The following is a 17,808-nucleotide window of genomic DNA, read 5'->3' on the forward strand; positions in this document are numbered from 1 at the left end:
TTGACAAAAATCAAAGTTCTTGTCGTCGATGATTCAGCCTTCATGCGGAAACTGATCAGTGACTTCTTGTCAGAACATCCTGAGCTGGAGGTAATTGGGACGGCGAGGAACGGGGAAGATGCTATTAAAAAGTGGAAGGCTTTGAAACCGGATGTCATTACGCTGGACGTTGAAATGCCGGTTTTAAACGGCCTTGAAACTTTAAAGGCAATCATGCAGGAAAAACCAACCCCTGTCGTCATGCTATCAAGCACTACGAGAGAAGGAGCTGATACAACGCTCCATGCGATTCAGGCCGGTGCGGTCGACTTCATAACCAAACCTTCAGGTTCGATTTCCATCGACCTCCATAAAATCAAGGCAGACCTGATCGAGAAAGTTCGATCAGCAAGCAAAGCGAATCTGTCAGGGATCAAAACAGGGACAAAAAAGCAGCCGGACTTTCCCGGTAAACCAAACGCTCCATTCGCTGATCCAATTCCCAAAGGGAAGGGATCGATCCGGTATCAGGCAACCCAGCAGCATGGAAACACAAAAAAGCTGATCTGCATTGGAACGTCAACTGGCGGTCCAAGGGCGCTCCAGCAGGTGCTGACTTTACTGCCAAAGGATATCGATGCACCTATCCTCGTTGTCCAGCATATGCCTGCGGGCTTCACGAAATCGCTTGCGAACCGCCTTGACTCTTTAAGCCAGATTACAGTCAAGGAAGCTGAGGACGGGGAGTTAATCAAAAAGGGAGTCGCTTATATCGCTCCCGGTGGGTTGCATCTCGAGGTAAAGGAAGTCGGGACAAGCCTGGCTATCAGTCTTGGCACATCGGAACCCCGCAATGGGCACAGGCCATCTGTCGATGTGATGTTTGAATCAATATCGAAAATCAGGAATATTGATAAAGTCGCAGTCATCATGACGGGAATGGGGTCGGATGGTGCAAAAGGGCTGGTTCAATTAAAGAAAAGCGAGGCAGTCAAAGCGATTGCGGAGTCGAAAAATACGTCCGTCGTTTTTGGGATGCCAAAGTCCGCGATTGCTACTCATTTGGTAGACGAAGTTGCGGATCTTGAGAATATCGCAGAATCAATCATGAAGTATATTTGAGGCCGGAGGTGCGCTGCACATGGAGTTGAATCAATATTTGGAAGTTTTTATAGAAGAGAGCAAAGAACATATACAGGCCTGTAACGAACAATTGCTGGAACTTGAGAAAAATCCAGATGATTTGACCATCATCAATGAAATTTTCAGGTCAGCCCACACATTGAAGGGAATGTCGGCGACAATGGGCTTTGAAGACCTGGCAAGCCTTACCCATCAAATGGAAAATGTCTTGGATGGAATCCGGAACAGCAGGATCAAGACATCACCAGAAATCCTCGATGTCATCTTCATTGCTGTCGATCACCTTGAGGACATGGTTGAATCAATTGCTGCCGGAGGGGACGGCAAAAGGGATGTTTCCGAAGCTGTTGATAAGCTGAAAAGGATTGAGATGGGTGAGCACATGAGTGAACCGTCAAGATCCGAAACAGCTGCGGCCATTGCCGAATCCCCAGGCCTTGCTGGTTTTGATGAATTCGAGCTGACTGTATTGAAGCAATCAAAGGATCAGGGATTCGGTGTTTTTGAAATTACCATCGCTTTGCGGGAGGATTGCCTTTTAAAAGCTGCCAGGGTATACATGGTTTTCGAAGTTCTTGAAAAGATTGGCGAAATCATCAAGGCAGTCCCTTCAGTCGAACAGCTTGAGGAGGAGCAATTTGACCAGGAATTCTCTGTAACGATTGTTTCGAAAGAAAATCCGGAAGAGATTAAAGCTAAAATCATGAAGGTTTCTGAAGTGTCGAAGACTGAGGTCAGGGATATTGATCTGGAGCAGTCAAAACAAACAGAAAATGAAAGGGAGCAGACTGATGCACAAATCGTGGAGGATCCGGACAAAGAAACCGAAGTAGCGAGAGGGCCAGGAAAGGAAACCTCACCTGTAACGGAAACAAAAAGTACAAAGCAGACGAGCAGCAAGACAATCCGGGTCAATATTGAACGCCTGGATATCTTGATGAATCTGTTCGAAGAGCTTGTCATTGATCGGGGACGCCTTGAACAAATCTCTAAGGATCTTGAGAATCCTGAACTGACTGAAACGGTCGAGCGTATGACAAGGATTTCCGGAGACCTTCAGAATATCATTCTGAACATGAGGATGGTCCAGGTTGAAACAGTATTCAACCGGTTCCCGAGGATGATTCGCCAGCTTGCGAGGGACTTGGATAAAAAAATCAATCTTCAAGTCATCGGGGCCGAAACAGAGCTGGATAGGACAGTCATCGATGAAATAGGGGATCCCCTCGTCCATCTTCTGCGTAATTCAGTCGATCATGGAATTGAGTCACCCGAAGACCGGAGGAAGAAAGGCAAGAACGAGGAAGGAACGGTTTTTCTTCGCGCTTATCACAGCGGGAACCATGTTTTCATTGAAATCGAAGACGATGGGGCTGGGATCAGCAGGGATAAAGTATTGAAGAAAGCGATCAGCAAAGGACTTGTCAATGAGCGGTCTGCAGCAGGTCTCACTGACCAGCAGGTATATGAATTCATCCTGTCTTCTGGCTTTTCGACTGCTGAGAAAGTATCGGATATTTCCGGGCGCGGCGTTGGGCTTGATGTCGTCAAGAACACGATTGAATCACTTGGCGGAAAGATATCGATTGATTCAGCAGAAAACAAGGGGACAGTGTTCTCGATCCAGCTGCCGCTTACGCTCTCGATCATTTCAGTCATGTTAGTAGGAATCGCGAATGAAAAATTCGCTGTCCCTCTTTCTTCAATCATCGAAACGGCAATCGTTAAAGATTCTGACATCATGAATGCCCATAATCAAAAGGTCATTGATTTCAGGGGCAAGGTTGTTCCGCTGCTGTTCTTGAAGGACGTTTTTGAAGTTCCGTCAGACGAGCAGAATGATCAATTCCATTCCGTGATCCTTGTCCGCAAGGGCGAAAAAATGGCAGGGCTCGTGGTTGATTCATTCATTGGCCAGCAGGAGGTCGTCCTGAAATCGTTGGGTAACTATTTGACGAATGTATTCGCGATTTCCGGAGCAACGATCCTGGGGAACGGCCAGGTTGCAATGATTGTTGATTGCAATGCCCTCATCAAATAGAGTGCCCATAGGATCAAAACCTTGGACGAAGATGGAATAGGAGTGAAGGATATGACTGAAACAATGGTTTCAGATATGAAAGCAATTGTCTTCCAGCTCAATGACAAAGAATATGCCATACCTGTCAGCCAGGTGAAAGCGATTGAAAAAATCATGCATTTTACGAGGGTTCCCAATACACAGCCTTTTGTAAAGGGGGTAATGAATCTCCGAGGAGTCGTTACCCCGCTCATTGACCTGAGAGTGAGATTCAATCTTGAAGAACAGCCTTACTCAGACAACACAAGAGTGATCATCGTCTCTGTTGCCGACGTAGAAGTTGGATTGATTGTGGATGGTGCGAATGATGTCATCGATATCCCGTCCAGCTTGATTGAACCTGCACCGGAAATTGTTGGTACTGCAGCTGCGGAATTCATCAATGGAGTAGCAAAGATAGATAAAAGGCTATTAATCTTGATTGAACTTGAAAGCATCCTTGAAAAAAAATAAGCTTCGATTTCTTTTCAGGAAGGGATTAACGTTATGTTGCTCAATAAAATTACCGATTTGCACATTGATATATTAAAAGAGATTGGCAATATCGGCGCTGGCCACGCTGCTACCGCCCTTTCCACAATGCTGGATAAAAAAATCGAGATGAAAGTGCCGAGTGTACGTGTTGTCAGCTTTGACGAAGTCATGGAGCTTGCAGGGGGAGCAGAAAGCGTGGTTGCGGGCGTCTTCCTGAGAATTGAGGGGGATGCGCCCGGAAGCATGTTCTTCATCCTTCCCTTGAACCAGGCGGAAAGGTTCATCGGCAAGCTGATTGGCCAGCAGGCGTTTTCATTCAGGGACAGCGATGTGAATGAGCTGGCTTTCTCCGCCTTGCAGGAGCTCGGGAATATCCTTTCTGGTTCTTACCTTTCATCCTTGTCGGATTTTACAAAGCTGAATCTTCACCCGTCCGTCCCAGCATTAAGCATTGACATGGCGGGTGCGGTCATCAGCATTGGATTGCTCGAGCTCTCCCAGGTCGGCGATTACGCGATTGTCATTGATACGGCATTGAATGACCAGGGAAGCCAGATCGATGAGGTGAAGGGACATTTCTTTCTTCTCCCTGACCCGGATTCTTTCGGGACGATTTTCAAAGCATTGGGAGTATCAAGCAATGTATAGGACTGCTGAAATCGTGAAAGTCGGCATAGCCGATTTGAATACAGTGACATCACCTGATTTGATCAGGACGACAGGACTGGGTTCCTGTGTAGGAGTCGTACTGTATGATCAAACAAAGGGAGTGGCGGGGCTGGCTCACGTCATGCTCCCTGACTCATCCTTGTTAAGGTCCGGATCTCTCAATAAGGCGAAATACGCCGATACTGCTGTAAAGGAACTCTATTCCCATTTGCTTAAGCTTGGTTCACGGCATCCTGCTTTGAAAGCGAAGCTTGCGGGCGGTGCCCAGATGTTCCAGTTCGCCGGAAGCAATGACATGATGAGGATCGGTCCCCGCAATGTAGAGGCAGTCTTGCATGAACTTAAGAAGCTTGGAATACCGGTAGTCGCAAAGGACGTCGGCGGAAATAACGGCAGGACAATCGAATTCGACCCGAAAACGGGTTTGATGCAAATAAGGACAGTCAATAAAGGTAATAGTGAAATATAGCGATCATAGCATTGCCGGGGAAAGGTTGGACAACGCCATCGAGAATAATACGGCAGTATGCATGAGGAGGGATACAATGGTACGGGGTTCTACTTTGGAAGAGCAATTGACATGGGAGAGATGGGTTCAATCCCGTGATTCAGAGGCAGGTAATTTGCTGATCAAAAAATATATGCCGCTTGTTTCCTATCATGTGCAAAGAATAGCTGTAAGCCTTCCAAAAAGCGTATCAAGGGACGACCTTAAAAGTCTCGGCATGATTGGACTTTATGACGCCCTTGAGAAGTTCGATCCAAAGCGTGATTTGAAATTCGATACGTACTCATCTTTCCGTATCCGAGGGGCGATCCTTGATGGATTGAGAAAAGAAGATTGGCTGCCAAGGAGCACGCGGGAAAAAGCCAAAAAAATTGACGCTGCAACGGAAAAGCTGGAACAAAAATATATGCGTAATGTTACCGTTGAAGAGATTGCAGAGGAATTGGAGACAGATGTGGGAGATATTTATTCCACAATCAATGAACATTTCTTCGCGAATGTCCTCTCCATCGACGAACAGCCGAATGAACATGATAACCGTGACAATCACTCATTTGCCATCCGGGATGAAAAATCGGAAATCCCTGAGGAGAGAATCATAAAGAATGAACTGATCGAAGAAATGACAGCAATGATTTCACACTTGAATGAAAAAGAACAGCTTGTGCTAAGTTTGTTTTACAAAGAAGAGCTTACACTCACTGAAATCGGCCAGGTAATGGAGTTATCGACGTCAAGGATTTCACAGATCCACTCAAAAGCTATTTTCAAGTTAAGGAAATGGCTTGAAAAAGTGTAACGGGCAGGGGATATTAATGGGACGGGTGTTTGAAATAAAATTGGCCAGGAACCGTTTGGAAGCTGAATTGGATTTGAGGCAGGGGGAAGGGGATGCCGCCATTTCGATGGATGATCTGGCGGAACTCCTGGCAGAGCAGAAAATCGTTCATGGGGTTAAGACTGAAGTACTGAAGCAGGTTGCTGCAGACCCTGCTTCGATTGCATTTCCTGTCGTCATAGCGGAAGGTGTGGCACCACAAAATGGTTCGGATGCTTATTTGCGCAATGAGATAAAAGAAATGGATGCACCGGGCACAGAACATTTCAATTTCAGGGTCGTGATGCGTATTCCCTCCGTTAAACAAGGACAATTGCTTGCGACGGTGGTCTTGGAAGGACATGGTGAAAATGGCGTTGATGTCACTGGCCAGCCGATCATGGCCAAGCCTGGCCGCCCCCTCCGGGTAAGGGCTGGAAAAAACGTTGTCCAAAAGGAAGGGCGTTTTTATGCTGCGGTCGATGGCGAGGTCAGCATTACCAAAAGAACGATCTCTGTCAATCCTGTTTTTGAGGTGAAAGGCGACCTTGACCTGAAAACTGGAAATATTGATTTTGTCGGGAATATTACCATACATGGGAATGTGCCAAGCGGCTATGAGCTGAAAGCGGGCGGGGACATCAGGATAAACGGGATGGTCGAAGCAGCGATCCTTGAAGCTGAGGGGAATATCATTGTCGATGGCGGGATTGCAGGCGGCATGAAAGGGAAGGTATTGGCCGGAGGAAATATCCAGGCAAATTACCTGAACCAGGCTTCCGTGAGGGCAGGTCAGGATCTATACATAAAAACATCGATTCTCCATAGCAGTGTGAATGCCGGCGGGAATGTTGACTGCCGATACGGAAAAATCATCGGCGGAACCCTCACGGCCGGGAGAATTATCCTTGTCAAGGATTTAGGCAATGAGCTTTTCACGAAAACTGAGCTGGCCGTCGGCTGGGATCCAGCCCTGGAAAAAAGGGAACAGGACACTTTGAAATCACTTGTGGCCGTCGATGAGAATATCCGAAAGCTTGCTTCGATCGAATCCAAACTGTCAGAGATCGCCAAATTGCAGGGGAGGCTGAACGCTGAACAGAAACAAATGCTGCATAAGCAGCAAGTAACCAGGTTAGACCTCGAAAAGCAAGCAGCTGAAATGAAAAGAGAATTGGAAACTTTGCACGCTGAAAAGATCGAAAAGCAGAATTCTACCTTATGGGTGTTCGGAAAAGCATTTCCCAATGTAAAGGTTTACTTTGGGAAATATGCCTTTATGACAAATAAGATGTATGAAAAGGTCATCTTCAGCCTTGAACATGGTGAGGTAAATGTTAATCCAGCAGATGGCGCTGTGAAAATCCACTGATGAGGACGTGTCGGGATGACGCTCAAAGCGATTGAATTGCAGGTTGCCCTCCCAAGGACACATGAAGCCGGCAAAATCCAGGAACAGTTACAGCAGCGGGGACAACACCTTCAGGAACAAGCGGCACAAAGTGTGACGAAGGAAGAAGAGTTAAAACGCAAGACAGTAATCAAGAATGATCAAAAGCAGGAAGCAAGATTGAACAAAGAGGATGGCGGCGGACAGGAATCCAGTGAGGAAGCCAGCCGGGATACGAAGAAAAAGGACCATAAAAAGGGTAAGCAGCAACACCCCTATAAGGGAAGAGTAATAGACTACAGCGGATAGGGGGATGGAATGATATGACCGCGTTACTATTATTGGCCAGCCTGATATTGAATGCAACTGCAATCTTTGCCATCATTCTGTTATATTTAAGGCAGAACCGCCTGTTCGAAGAGGAAAAGCAGCAAGGCAGGATCATCAAGGATATTGAAGAGGTCTTTTCTGCATACTTGCTTGAGATGAAGGATGAAAATGAAAAGCTCATCGAATTGATCAAAGAAACTGCTTCCGGAGAGGGAACTGAAGCTGAAAAGCTTCATGAATACGGAGTGGGCCAGGAGCAGAAGGCGCTGAAGGAAGCGACAGTGGAATCATCAATAAGGAAAGAAAGCGGAGTATCTTATCAGGCCGCAAGGAAAGCATATGAGCAGAATGCCTTCCGTTTCCCGCCTGGAGAAGAAGCATTCCCTGCGCCGATTCCGGATGACCCGGAATCGGCTCAACAAGAAACAGCGGATCAGCGTCCCTCCATTGAACAGGTGCTTGAATTGAAAAAGGAAGGTCTTACGATAGAAGAAATTGCCCGTAAGCTTAATAAAGGGAAAACAGAGATTGAACTTTTGCTCAAATTTCATCAAAATGGCAAAGAATAACTTGATTGTCGGTTTTAAATATGCTATATTATCTCTTGGTGTTAATACACACGTTCAATGATTCAGTCAGTTGGTGCTGTGTTCTACAGTTTCTGGCAGAAAATGACTTGAGCGGAGGAAATCAAAACCATTAGGAGGAAATACAATGTCAGTAATTTCTATGAAGCAACTGCTTGAAGCTGGTGTGCATTTCGGTCACCAGACTCGCCGTTGGAACCCGAAGATGAAGAAATATATCTTCACTGAGCGTAACGGTATCTACATCATCGACCTTCAGAAGACAGTAAAGAAGGTTGAAGAAGCATACAACTACGTGAAGGAGCTTGCTGCTAACGGTGGAACTGTCCTTTTCGTAGGTACTAAGAAACAAGCCCAGGATTCTGTCAAGGAAGAAGCTGCTCGGTCTGGCATGTACTATGTCAACCAGCGTTGGCTTGGAGGTACTTTAACAAACTTCGAAACAATCCAAAAGCGTATCGCTCGTCTTAAGAGCATCGAGAAAATGGCCGAAGATGGAACCTTCGAAGTCCTTCCGAAGAAAGAAGTCGTTCAATTGAAGAAAGAACAAGAGCGTCTAGAGAAATTCCTAGGCGGAATCAAGGACATGAAGAGCCTTCCGGATGCTCTATTCATCATCGACCCTCGCAAAGAACGCATCGCGGTGGCTGAAGCTCGTAAATTGAACATTCCGATTGTCGGAATCGTCGATACAAACTGTGACCCGGATGAAATCGATGTAGTCATCCCAGCGAATGATGACGCGATCCGTGCAGTTAAATTGCTTACTTCCAAAATGGCTGATGCTATTATCGAAGCTAAGCAAGGCGAAGAAACTACAGAAGAAACTGTAGAAGCTTAATTTAAAAAAGGTGATACAGGGAAGCACCCCTTATCACCTTTTTTTAAAGGTTTAGCTTCATGAATTGAAGTTAAAATAATGGTAAAGCTACATAATCATGATTTCTTAGGAGGAATTCATTATGGCAATTACGGCACAAATGGTTAAAGAATTGCGTGAAAAAACCGGCGCAGGAATGATGGACTGCAAAAAGGCGCTTCAGGAAACAGATGGCGATATGGAAAAAGCGATCGATTTCCTTCGTGAAAAAGGGATCGCTAAAGCAGCTAAGAAAGCTGACCGAATCGCTGCAGAAGGAACTACTTACATCCTGACAAAAGGCAATGAAGCAGTCATTCTTGAAGTGAACTCCGAAACAGATTTCGTTGCAAAGAACGAAGGATTCCAAGTGCTTGTGAAGGACCTTGCTGAACACCTTCTTAAGCACAAGCCTGCTACAGTTGAAGAAGCAATGAACCAGACAACCGAGAATGGCGAAACAATAGAAAGCCTCATCAATTCCGCTATCGCTAAGATCGGGGAAAAGCTTTCTCTTCGCCGTTACGAAATCAAGACTAAGACTGATAACGACGTTTTCGGTTCATACCTTCACATGGGTGGACGTATTGGCGTGCTTTCCGTTCTTGAAGGAACGACAGACGAGGCTGCGGCAAAAGACGTTTCCATGCACATTGCTGCACTGAACCCTAAATATGTTTCCCGTGACGAAGTTTCCCAGGAAGAAATTGAGCATGAACGTCAAATCCTTACACAGCAAGCGCTGAATGAAGGAAAGCCAGAAAACATCGTTGCCAAGATGGTTGAAGGCCGCCTCAGCAAATATTTCGAGGATGTTTGTGTTCTCGACCAGGCGTTTGTTAAGAATCCTGACCAAAAGGTACGCCAGTTTGTTGAATCAAAAGGTGGGACGCTTCGTGAGTTTACTCGTTACGAAGTTGGCGAAGGAATCGAAAAACGCGAAGATAACTTTGCTGAAGAAGTAATGAACCAAGTAAACAAGAAGTAAAGACCATTCAATTTCCAGGGAACACTATGTGTTCCCTGTTTTTGGACATAGCTATAGAGATTACATATGGAGGTACCCTATGACCAGCCCAAAATACAAACGTGTGGTATTGAAGTTAAGTGGAGAAGCTTTAGCCGGAGAGCAAGGATTTGGCATCAATCCGTCCGTGATCAAAAATGTTGCAGACCAGGTAAAAGAGATTGCTGAACTTGGTGTGGAAGTCGCGGTGGTAGTAGGCGGCGGGAATATCTGGCGAGGCAAGATCGGTGAGGAAATGGGAATGGACAGAGCAACCGCGGACTATATGGGCATGCTAGCAACAGTCATGAATTCCCTGTCTTTGCAGGATAGCCTTGAGCAAGTGGGAATCGAGACAAGGGTCCAAACTTCCATAGAAATGCGGCAGGTGGCTGAACCGTATATCCGCAGGAGAGCGATCAGGCATCTTGAGAAAAAACGCGTCGTCATTTTTGCTGCTGGCACTGGAAATCCATACTTCTCGACAGACACAACTGCTGCATTGCGTGCGGCCGAGATAGAAGCCGATGTGATTCTGATGGCCAAGAACAATGTCGACGGCGTTTATTCTGCCGACCCTCGGGTTGATAAGAATGCTAAAAAATATGATCAGCTTTCTTATCTCGATCTTTTGAAGGAAGGATTGGCGGTGATGGATTCAACCGCTTCGTCTTTATGCATGGACAATGATATTCCATTAATCGTTTTCTCCATTATGGAGCAGGGCAACATTAAGAAAGCCGTTATGGGCGATACAATCGGAACAATTGTGAGGGGGAAAAACTAATGCCGAAACAAGCAATTGCTAATGCAAAAGAAAGAATGTCCAAAGCTATCCAGGCCTATACCCGCGAACTGGCCAGCATCCGCGCTGGAAGAGCCAATGCCTCATTGCTTGACAGGATCCAGGTAGACTATTATGGTGCCCCGACACCTGTCAATCAGCTTGCCGGGATTTCTGTTCCAGAAGCCCGTCTGCTTGTCGTTCAGCCATACGATAAGTCCATCCTTGGCGAAATCGAAAAAGCGATCCTGAAATCCGATCTTGGCCTGAATCCATCAAATGATGGCTCCGTGATCAGAATCTCGATTCCGCAGCTAACAGAAGAACGACGTAAGGAACTGGCAAAGCTAGTCAAAAAAGAAGCAGAGGATGCGAAGGTCGCTGTCCGCAATATCCGTCGCGATGCAAACGATGATTTGAAAAAGCTCGAGAAAAACGGTGAAATCACCGAAGATGAACACCGGGGTTATGCTGATGATATTCAGAAGGTAACAGACGAGCATATTGCAAAAATCGATCAAATCACGAAAGAAAAAGAAAAAGAAATTTTAGAAGTATAAAATGTTTGGCAGGAATGGCGCCTGAATGGGCTGATTTCGCAATCAGCCTGGAAACCCTCTGTTTTACAGGGGGTTTTTTCTCTATATAAATCCTTTTTCTCTTGGAAAGAATCTGGCCAAGCCGCAATTTAAAGGATGAAGCACAAGAGAAAAAGAATTGGTACCAGGGCTTCCGCCATTGTAATAATCAATCAGGCCATTTTCACGCTGAACCACACTGTCATCGCCTTCAGGCTCGCCGCAAGAGGGCGAGCTTCCTTTGCCAGTTGGATGAGTTCCCAGCCTTCCAAACCAGAATACATAAACTCCGTCTCTGATTCTGTTTCCCTCGCCTTTTACATAGTCTTTTTATAGAGATATCTTTTTTCTTTTTTGGTATGATAGGAGCATGTGGAAATAGAAGAAAAAGCACATCGGCAACATTTATTCCTATGTCATCACAGCTAAAGATAATCCTATTTTGGGGGAGCTGTCCTAATGTTAAATAAAATCAATCCATGGAAGAACAACAATCCTTCTTCCAGCCTCCGGGAGCGTATTCATGAAATAAAAGAACATGAAGTCCCGGGACATGTAGCCATCATTATGGATGGCAATGGACGCTGGGCGAAAAAGCGTGCCTTGCCAAGGGTAGCGGGTCATCACGAAGGAATGAAGGTAGTCAAGAAAATAACCAGGCTCGCAAATGAACTGGGTATCAAAACCCTAACGGTATATGCTTTTTCGACTGAGAATTGGAAGCGGCCAAAAATGGAAGTCGACTTCCTTATGAAACTGCCTGAAGAGTTCCTCGGCACCTATTTGCCTGAATTGATCGAAGAAAATGTCCGCGTCGATATGATGGGCTATATGGATAAACTGCCGGAACATACAAAGAAAGCAGTTGGAAAAGCGATGGAAGATACGAGAGAAAATACCGGCCTGACACTCAATTTCGCCCTGAACTATGGGAGCAGGGCAGAGATTATCGAAGGTGTCAAACAGGTCTTAAACGATATTAAAAATGGTATAATAAATGAAAATGAAATCGATGAGGAAGTTTTTTCCTCATACTTGATGACCAGGAACCTGGGTGACCCTGACCTCCTCATAAGGACGAGCGGCGAAATACGGCTGAGCAATTTCATGCTCTGGCAGCTCGCTTATACTGAGTTCTGGTTCACTGAGGTGCTATGGCCTGATTTCAATGAAGAACATTTTCTCGAAGCAATCGAAGCATTCCAGGGCCGCCAGCGGCGTTTTGGAGGAGTATAAAAAAGGTGTGAGTATTTAGATGAAGCAAAGAATCATTACCGCTGTGGTCGCTGCAGCCATTTTCCTCCCAATAGTCATTTATGGGGGACTTCCATTTGTCGCGATGACCTATTTGATCGCGGCTATTGCCTTATTTGAAGCATTGAGGATGCGCCGGCTTAAGCTGTATTCTGTACCCGGGATTTTAGCGCTGGCAATGCTGTGGGTTTTCATGGTGCCTGCGCAATACGAAAAACTGTTTGACGGTTTAAAGTATACAAAAATGGAATTGTTCATTTTTGGCGTTTTGCTGCTACTGGCCTATACCGTCATCACCAAGAATCGTTTTACATTCGAAGAAGTTGGTTTCACCCTTCTTTCTGTTTTATATGTCGGGATAGGTTTTTATTTTTTCATCGAGACAAGGGATGAAAGCCTGACATTTGTTTTCTATTCGCTTTTCATCATTTGGGCAACCGATTCTGGAGCTTATTTCATCGGACGTGCGATTGGCAAACAGAAGCTTTGGCCGGAAATCAGCCCGAACAAGACAATCCAGGGATTCTTTGGCGGTATTGCCTCTGCCCTTGTCGTAGCCGTTTTATTCAGTGTCTTTGCGGATATGGACGTATCGGTTCTCCTGCTGATCATTGCGACAGCTTTCCTGTCTGTTTTCGGACAGGTTGGGGACCTGGTGGAATCTGCTATGAAAAGGCATTATAATGTAAAAGATTCAGGCAGGATCCTGCCTGGCCACGGAGGCATGCTGGACAGGTTTGACAGCTTGCTGTTCGTGTGGCCCTTAATTCATCTATTCCATTTGTTATAAGACCGGGGAGGGCGTCCCCCCCCGCTTGGTTATATTAGGAGTGAAATGCGTGAAAAAAATAAGTTTGTTAGGTGCTACTGGATCGATTGGAATCCAGACACTCGATGTCATAAGGGAACACCAGGACCTGTTTGAGCTAGTGGCAATGTCTGCAGGCAGGAATCTGGAGCTTGTCCGGAAAATCATTCCTGAGTTCAAGCCAGAGCTTGTTTCAGTCCAGGAAAAAAAAGACTCTGAGACCTTGAAGGCTGAATTTCCTGGAGTGAAATTCGTTTATGGGAGTGCCGGACTTGAAGGGACGGCCGTTTTCGATAAAGCGGATATACTAGTGAATGCCGTTCTTGGCAGTGTAGGGCTAAAGCCGACACTTGAAGCAATAAAAGCCGGAAAAACAATTGCAATCGCAAATAAAGAAACATTGGTGACAGCAGGACACATTGTCATGGAAGAAGCGAAACGCCATGGAGTTGACCTATTGCCGGTGGACAGTGAACATTCAGCCATATTCCAGGCTTTGCAGGGAGAAAATCCTCGGAACATCGAACGGCTGATCCTGACGGCTTCAGGGGGAAGCTTCAGGGACCGTATGAGAGGGGAGCTGCAGCGGGTAACTAAAGCGGATGCCCTAAACCATCCAAACTGGTCGATGGGTGCCAAGATAACGATTGATTCAGCAACAATGATGAACAAAGGGCTGGAAGTCATCGAAGCGCACTGGCTGTTTTCCTTGCCATACGACAGGATTTCAGTTTTGCTCCATCGTGAAAGCATCATCCATTCTATGGTGGAGTTCCATGATACAAGCATCATTGCCCAACTGGGGACACCTGACATGAAAGTGCCGATCCAGTATGCATTGACCTATCCTGATAGGTCCCCTCTCGTATCTGGCAAGCGGCTCAACCTTGCGGAAATCGGGAAGCTCCACTTTCAGGAAATGGACTTTGAGCGCTTCCGCTGCCTAAGGTTCGCATATGAAGCCGGAAATGCCGGCGGAACTATGCCCGCAGTGATGAATGCAGCAAATGAAGCTGCAGTGGCCGCCTTTTTGGAAGACAAGATCACTTTTCTGCAAATTGAAGACTTGATCGAAAAAGCAATGGACTCCCATGAAATCACACAGAATCCAAGCCTGGAAATGATCCAGGAAGTTGATAAAGAAACAAGGATGCTTGTAACATCATTTTTATAAGCAATGGTTTTCAGGCTTGGAAAAAGTGCATTCTTATCCTTAAAAAAGGTGGTTAGATAATTTGAATACAGTCATTGCCTTTATTGTCATATTTGGCGCCCTTGTATTCTTTCACGAATTAGGACACTTGATTTTTGCCAAACGGGCTGGCATTTTATGCCGTGAATTCGCAATCGGGTTCGGCCCAAAGGTTTTTTCCCATAAAAAGAATGAAACGGTCTATACCATAAGGCTGCTTCCGATCGGTGGATTCGTCAGGATGGCAGGCGAGGACCCGGAAATGATTGAGATCAAGCCCGGCCACAGGGTTGGATTGCTATTCGATGATCAAGAAAAAGTTTCCAAGATCATCCTTAATAATAAGGACAAATATCCGGATGCACGGATATTAGAGGTCGAGAAGGCTGATATCGAACACGGTCTGGTCATTAGGGGATACGAAGAAGGAGAAGAGAATTCCGGGCAGTCAGAATTCCCGATCAGCAAGACGGCTGTTCTTGTGGAGAATGGGGTTGAAACCCAAATCGCTCCTTACGACAGGCAATTCGGTTCGAAAACCCTTGGCCAGAGAACTATGGCTATTTTTGCAGGTCCTATGATGAACTTCCTGCTAGCGATGGTCATTTTCATCCTTTTGGCCCTTTTACAGGGAATCCCTTCAAATGAAGCAGTCCTTGGCAAGTTGACTCCAGACGGATCTGCGCTTAAAGCAGGATTACAGGAAGGGGATAAAGTCAATAGTGTCGAAGGCTCAGAAGTTTCGAATTGGACGGATGTCGTTGAAATCATTCGGAAGAACCCTGGAAAAGAACTTGATTTTTCAATCACACGCGAAGGGAAGGAAATGGAGATTCCGGTAACACCAGAAGTGAAGGATATAGAAGGGGAGAAAATCGGGCTGATTGGTGTGTACAGTCCTGTCGAAAAATCCCCCTTGAAATCCATTCCTTATGGAGTGAAGGAAACGTATTTCTGGACAACAGAAATATTTTCGATGCTTGGAAAACTGATTACTGGCCAATTTTCGATCGACGCGCTGTCAGGTCCGGTTGGGATATATGTTTCTACCGACACGGTGGCTAAGTCGGGCATCTTTTACCTGATGAAGTGGGCAGCGATCCTTAGCATTAACCTTGGAATCATGAATCTGCTTCCATTCCCGGCATTAGATGGCGGGCGGCTTACATTCTTCGCCGTCGAGGCACTAAGAGGGAAGCCGGTTGACAAGCAGAAGGAAGGGATGGTCCATTTCATTGGTTTTGCCCTTTTGATGCTCCTGATGCTTGTAGTCACGTGGAATGACATCCAGAGGTTCTTCCTTTAATATTGAAATGGCATTGAATGCAGTCTCGTTCCTGTCCGGGCTTGTACCGGGCAGGTCCATTTTTTACTGCGTCCATTTGAGACATAGTGATGGGCATCACCTTAATGAGGATTCGTTCCCTGGAAGATGAGGATATGGATCCCTCAGTCCAAATCTTGACGGTTATGATTCAAGAGCTTTTTTTAAAGAATTCCTATATATCTAATGAGGTGTTTATCTATGAAGCAAAGCATGACACTAATTCCTACTCTAAGAGAAGTGCCAGCAGATGCCGAAATCAAAAGCCATCAGCTGCTCCTGCGTGCGGGTTTTATGCGCCAGAATGCCAGCGGTGTGTATTCGTATATGCCTTTGGGAAGGAAGGTCCTCCAAAAGGTAGAAGCGATCATCAGGGAAGAAATGAACAATGCCGGAGCTGCGGAATTGCTGATGCCAGCGCTGCAACAGGCAGAGCTTTGGCAGGAGTCAGGCAGATGGTATTCATATGGACCGGAATTGATGAGGTTGAAAGACCGCCACGACCGTGAATTCGCACTTGGGGCCACACACGAAGAAGTGATCACTAGCCTTGTACGTGATGAAGTCAAGTCATATAAACGCCTGCCGCTGACACTTTATCAGATCCAGACAAAATTCCGTGATGAAAAGCGTCCGCGTTTCGGTTTGCTGCGCGGCCGTGAATTCATCATGAAGGATGCCTATTCCTTCCATGCAACGAAGGAAAGCCTTGACGAAGTTTATCAACGGATCTTCCAGGCTTATACCAATGTGTTCAGGCGCTGCGGCTTGAATTTCCGATCGGTGATTGCTGACTCAGGAGCGATGGGTGGAAAGGATACGCATGAATTCATGGTCCTTTCAGAAATCGGAGAGGACACCATTGCTTACTCGGATACATCAAGCTACGCAGCCAATATTGAAATGGCTCCTGTCATTGCTGATTATGAAAAAAGCTCTGAACCGGCAAAAGAACTTGAAAAGATCCATACAGGAAACAATAAGACTATTGATGATGTTTCAACATTCCTGAAGGCTGAGCCGCAGCAATGCATCAAATCGCTCCTCTTCAGGGTGGATGACCGCTATGTGCTCGTCCTTGTCAGAGGAGACCATGAAGTAAATGATATCAAACTCAAAAACTTCTTTGAAGCAACAGCAGTTGAACTTGCTGAACCTGGGGTGACAAAAGAAATACTGGGTTCATCAGTCGGATCGCTCGGTCCTGTCGGGGCAGAGAACATCGAAATTGTGGCGGACCAGGCAGTTGAATCGATTGTCAACGGCGTATGTGGCGCAAATGAAGAAGAGTATCATTATCTAAATGTGAACCCGGGCCGTGATTTCAAGGTAAGTGCGTATGCTGATTTCCGCTTCATCAAGGAAGGGGATCCCTCACCTGATGGCCAGGGAAGGATCGTTTTTGCCAAAGGCATCGAGGTTGGACATGTCTTCAAGCTGGGAACGCGCTATAGTGAAGCGATGGATGCAGTGTTCCTTGATGAAAATGGGCGGGCAAAGCCTATGATCATGGGCTGCTATGGCATCGGTGTTTCAAGGACGGTGGCTGCTGTTGCGGAACAGTTCAATGATGACAAAGGACTTGTTTGGCCGCTTAGCGTATCTCCATTCGATGTCCACTTGATCGCTGTCAATATGAAGGATGCCGATCAATCCGCGCTGGCAGAAGAACTCTATGGCGGTTTGCAGGGAGCTGGGTTTGAGGTCCTGATGGATGACCGACAGGAACGTCCGGGTGTGAAATTCGCCGATTCCGACCTGATCGGCCTTCCTGTCAGGATTACGGTCGGCAAAAAAGCAGGCGAAGGAATCGTCGAAGTGAAGGTCCGCAAGACAGGGGAAATGCAGGAAGTCCACAAAGACAGCCTTGCAGAAACAATCAAAAATATTTTACTTGATTTGTAATCCAGTGGCGGGCCCTGACCGGGGCCCGCTTTTTAAGGAATTCAGTCTCCAAACAGGAATAATGGCCTTATGGTTTTGTGTTATAATCATGAGTGTTTGAAGCAATTCAAAAAGAAGTTTT

General features: G+C 46.1%; 18 protein-coding genes. All 18 read left to right on the forward strand.

Features of this window, described 5'->3' with window-relative positions; genetic code table 11:
• The 18 genes from JJQ88_RS00860 to JJQ88_RS00945 all read left to right on the forward strand — a co-directional run bounded on the left by JJQ88_RS00860 (position 1) and on the right by JJQ88_RS00945 (position 17,687).
• Complete coding sequence (locus JJQ88_RS00860; RefSeq protein WP_282597642.1) at positions 1–1,101, forward strand: protein-glutamate methylesterase/protein-glutamine glutaminase; 1,101 nt, start codon at positions 1–3, stop codon at positions 1,099–1,101.
• 19 nt (positions 1,102–1,120) lie between these two features.
• Positions 1,121–3,163 carry a chemotaxis protein CheA gene (locus JJQ88_RS00865; RefSeq protein ID WP_210363838.1) on the forward strand — a complete coding sequence of 681 codons (2,043 nt, stop codon included), beginning with the start codon at positions 1,121–1,123 and terminating at the stop codon, positions 3,161–3,163.
• A gap of 51 nt (positions 3,164–3,214) precedes the next feature.
• Positions 3,215–3,655, forward strand: a complete 441-nt coding sequence (locus JJQ88_RS00870; protein WP_210363839.1) for a chemotaxis protein CheW — start codon at positions 3,215–3,217, stop codon at positions 3,653–3,655.
• 33 nt (positions 3,656–3,688) lie between these two features.
• A complete protein-coding gene (locus JJQ88_RS00875; protein ID WP_210363840.1) occupies positions 3,689–4,324 on the forward strand; it encodes a chemotaxis protein CheC in 636 nt (211 codons plus the stop codon).
• Positions 4,317–4,814, forward strand: coding sequence for a chemotaxis protein CheD (locus tag JJQ88_RS00880; RefSeq protein WP_210363841.1), 498 nt, complete (start codon positions 4,317–4,319; stop codon positions 4,812–4,814). Before JJQ88_RS00875 ends, JJQ88_RS00880 begins: the two co-directional genes overlap by 8 nt.
• Positions 4,815–4,890: 76 nt before the next feature.
• Positions 4,891–5,652 carry a FliA/WhiG family RNA polymerase sigma factor gene (locus JJQ88_RS00885; protein WP_210363842.1) on the forward strand — a complete coding sequence of 254 codons (762 nt, stop codon included), beginning with the start codon at positions 4,891–4,893 and terminating at the stop codon, positions 5,650–5,652.
• Between the two features lie 16 nt (positions 5,653–5,668).
• Positions 5,669–7,042 (forward strand): DUF342 domain-containing protein, encoded by a 1,374-nt coding sequence (locus JJQ88_RS00890; RefSeq protein WP_210363843.1) that lies wholly within the window; start codon positions 5,669–5,671, stop codon positions 7,040–7,042.
• Between the two features lie 15 nt (positions 7,043–7,057).
• Entirely contained in the window at positions 7,058–7,369 is a 312-nt protein-coding gene (locus JJQ88_RS00895) for a hypothetical protein (RefSeq protein ID WP_210363844.1), read from the forward strand.
• A 14-nt stretch (positions 7,370–7,383) separates the two neighbouring features.
• Positions 7,384–7,959, forward strand: coding sequence for a hypothetical protein (locus tag JJQ88_RS00900; protein WP_210363845.1), 576 nt, complete (start codon positions 7,384–7,386; stop codon positions 7,957–7,959).
• Between the two features lie 145 nt (positions 7,960–8,104).
• A complete protein-coding gene (gene rpsB / locus JJQ88_RS00905) occupies positions 8,105–8,818 on the forward strand; it encodes a 30S ribosomal protein S2 (protein ID WP_210363846.1) in 714 nt (237 codons plus the stop codon).
• 121 nt (positions 8,819–8,939) lie between these two features.
• Entirely contained in the window at positions 8,940–9,824 is an 885-nt protein-coding gene (tsf, locus tag JJQ88_RS00910) for a translation elongation factor Ts (RefSeq protein WP_210363847.1), read from the forward strand.
• Positions 9,825–9,903: 79 nt separating this feature from the next.
• A complete protein-coding gene (pyrH, locus tag JJQ88_RS00915; RefSeq protein ID WP_210363848.1) occupies positions 9,904–10,629 on the forward strand; it encodes a UMP kinase in 726 nt (241 codons plus the stop codon).
• Positions 10,629–11,186 carry a ribosome recycling factor gene (frr, locus tag JJQ88_RS00920; RefSeq protein WP_210363849.1) on the forward strand — a complete coding sequence of 186 codons (558 nt, stop codon included), beginning with the start codon at positions 10,629–10,631 and terminating at the stop codon, positions 11,184–11,186. Before pyrH ends, frr begins: the two co-directional genes overlap by 1 nt.
• A gap of 477 nt (positions 11,187–11,663) precedes the next feature.
• Positions 11,664–12,440: an isoprenyl transferase gene (locus JJQ88_RS00925; RefSeq protein ID WP_210363850.1), complete on the forward strand. Its 777-nt coding sequence runs from the start codon at positions 11,664–11,666 to the stop codon at positions 12,438–12,440.
• 19 nt (positions 12,441–12,459) lie between these two features.
• On the forward strand, positions 12,460–13,248 hold the full coding sequence (locus JJQ88_RS00930; RefSeq protein WP_210363851.1) for a phosphatidate cytidylyltransferase: 789 nt from the start codon (positions 12,460–12,462) through the stop codon (positions 13,246–13,248).
• Between the two features lie 49 nt (positions 13,249–13,297).
• Positions 13,298–14,440 carry a 1-deoxy-D-xylulose-5-phosphate reductoisomerase gene (locus JJQ88_RS00935; RefSeq protein ID WP_210363852.1) on the forward strand — a complete coding sequence of 381 codons (1,143 nt, stop codon included), beginning with the start codon at positions 13,298–13,300 and terminating at the stop codon, positions 14,438–14,440.
• A 61-nt stretch (positions 14,441–14,501) separates the two neighbouring features.
• Positions 14,502–15,764: an RIP metalloprotease RseP gene (gene rseP / locus JJQ88_RS00940; protein ID WP_210363853.1), complete on the forward strand. Its 1,263-nt coding sequence runs from the start codon at positions 14,502–14,504 to the stop codon at positions 15,762–15,764.
• Positions 15,765–15,983: 219 nt separating this feature from the next.
• On the forward strand, positions 15,984–17,687 hold the full coding sequence (locus JJQ88_RS00945) for a proline--tRNA ligase (RefSeq protein ID WP_210363854.1): 1,704 nt from the start codon (positions 15,984–15,986) through the stop codon (positions 17,685–17,687).
• The last annotated feature ends 121 nt before the right edge of the window (positions 17,688–17,808 follow it).

Source organism: Bacillus sp. REN3 (genome assembly GCF_017912555.1).
In the GTDB taxonomy this organism is placed as follows: domain Bacteria; phylum Bacillota; class Bacilli; order Bacillales; family Cytobacillaceae; genus Mesobacillus.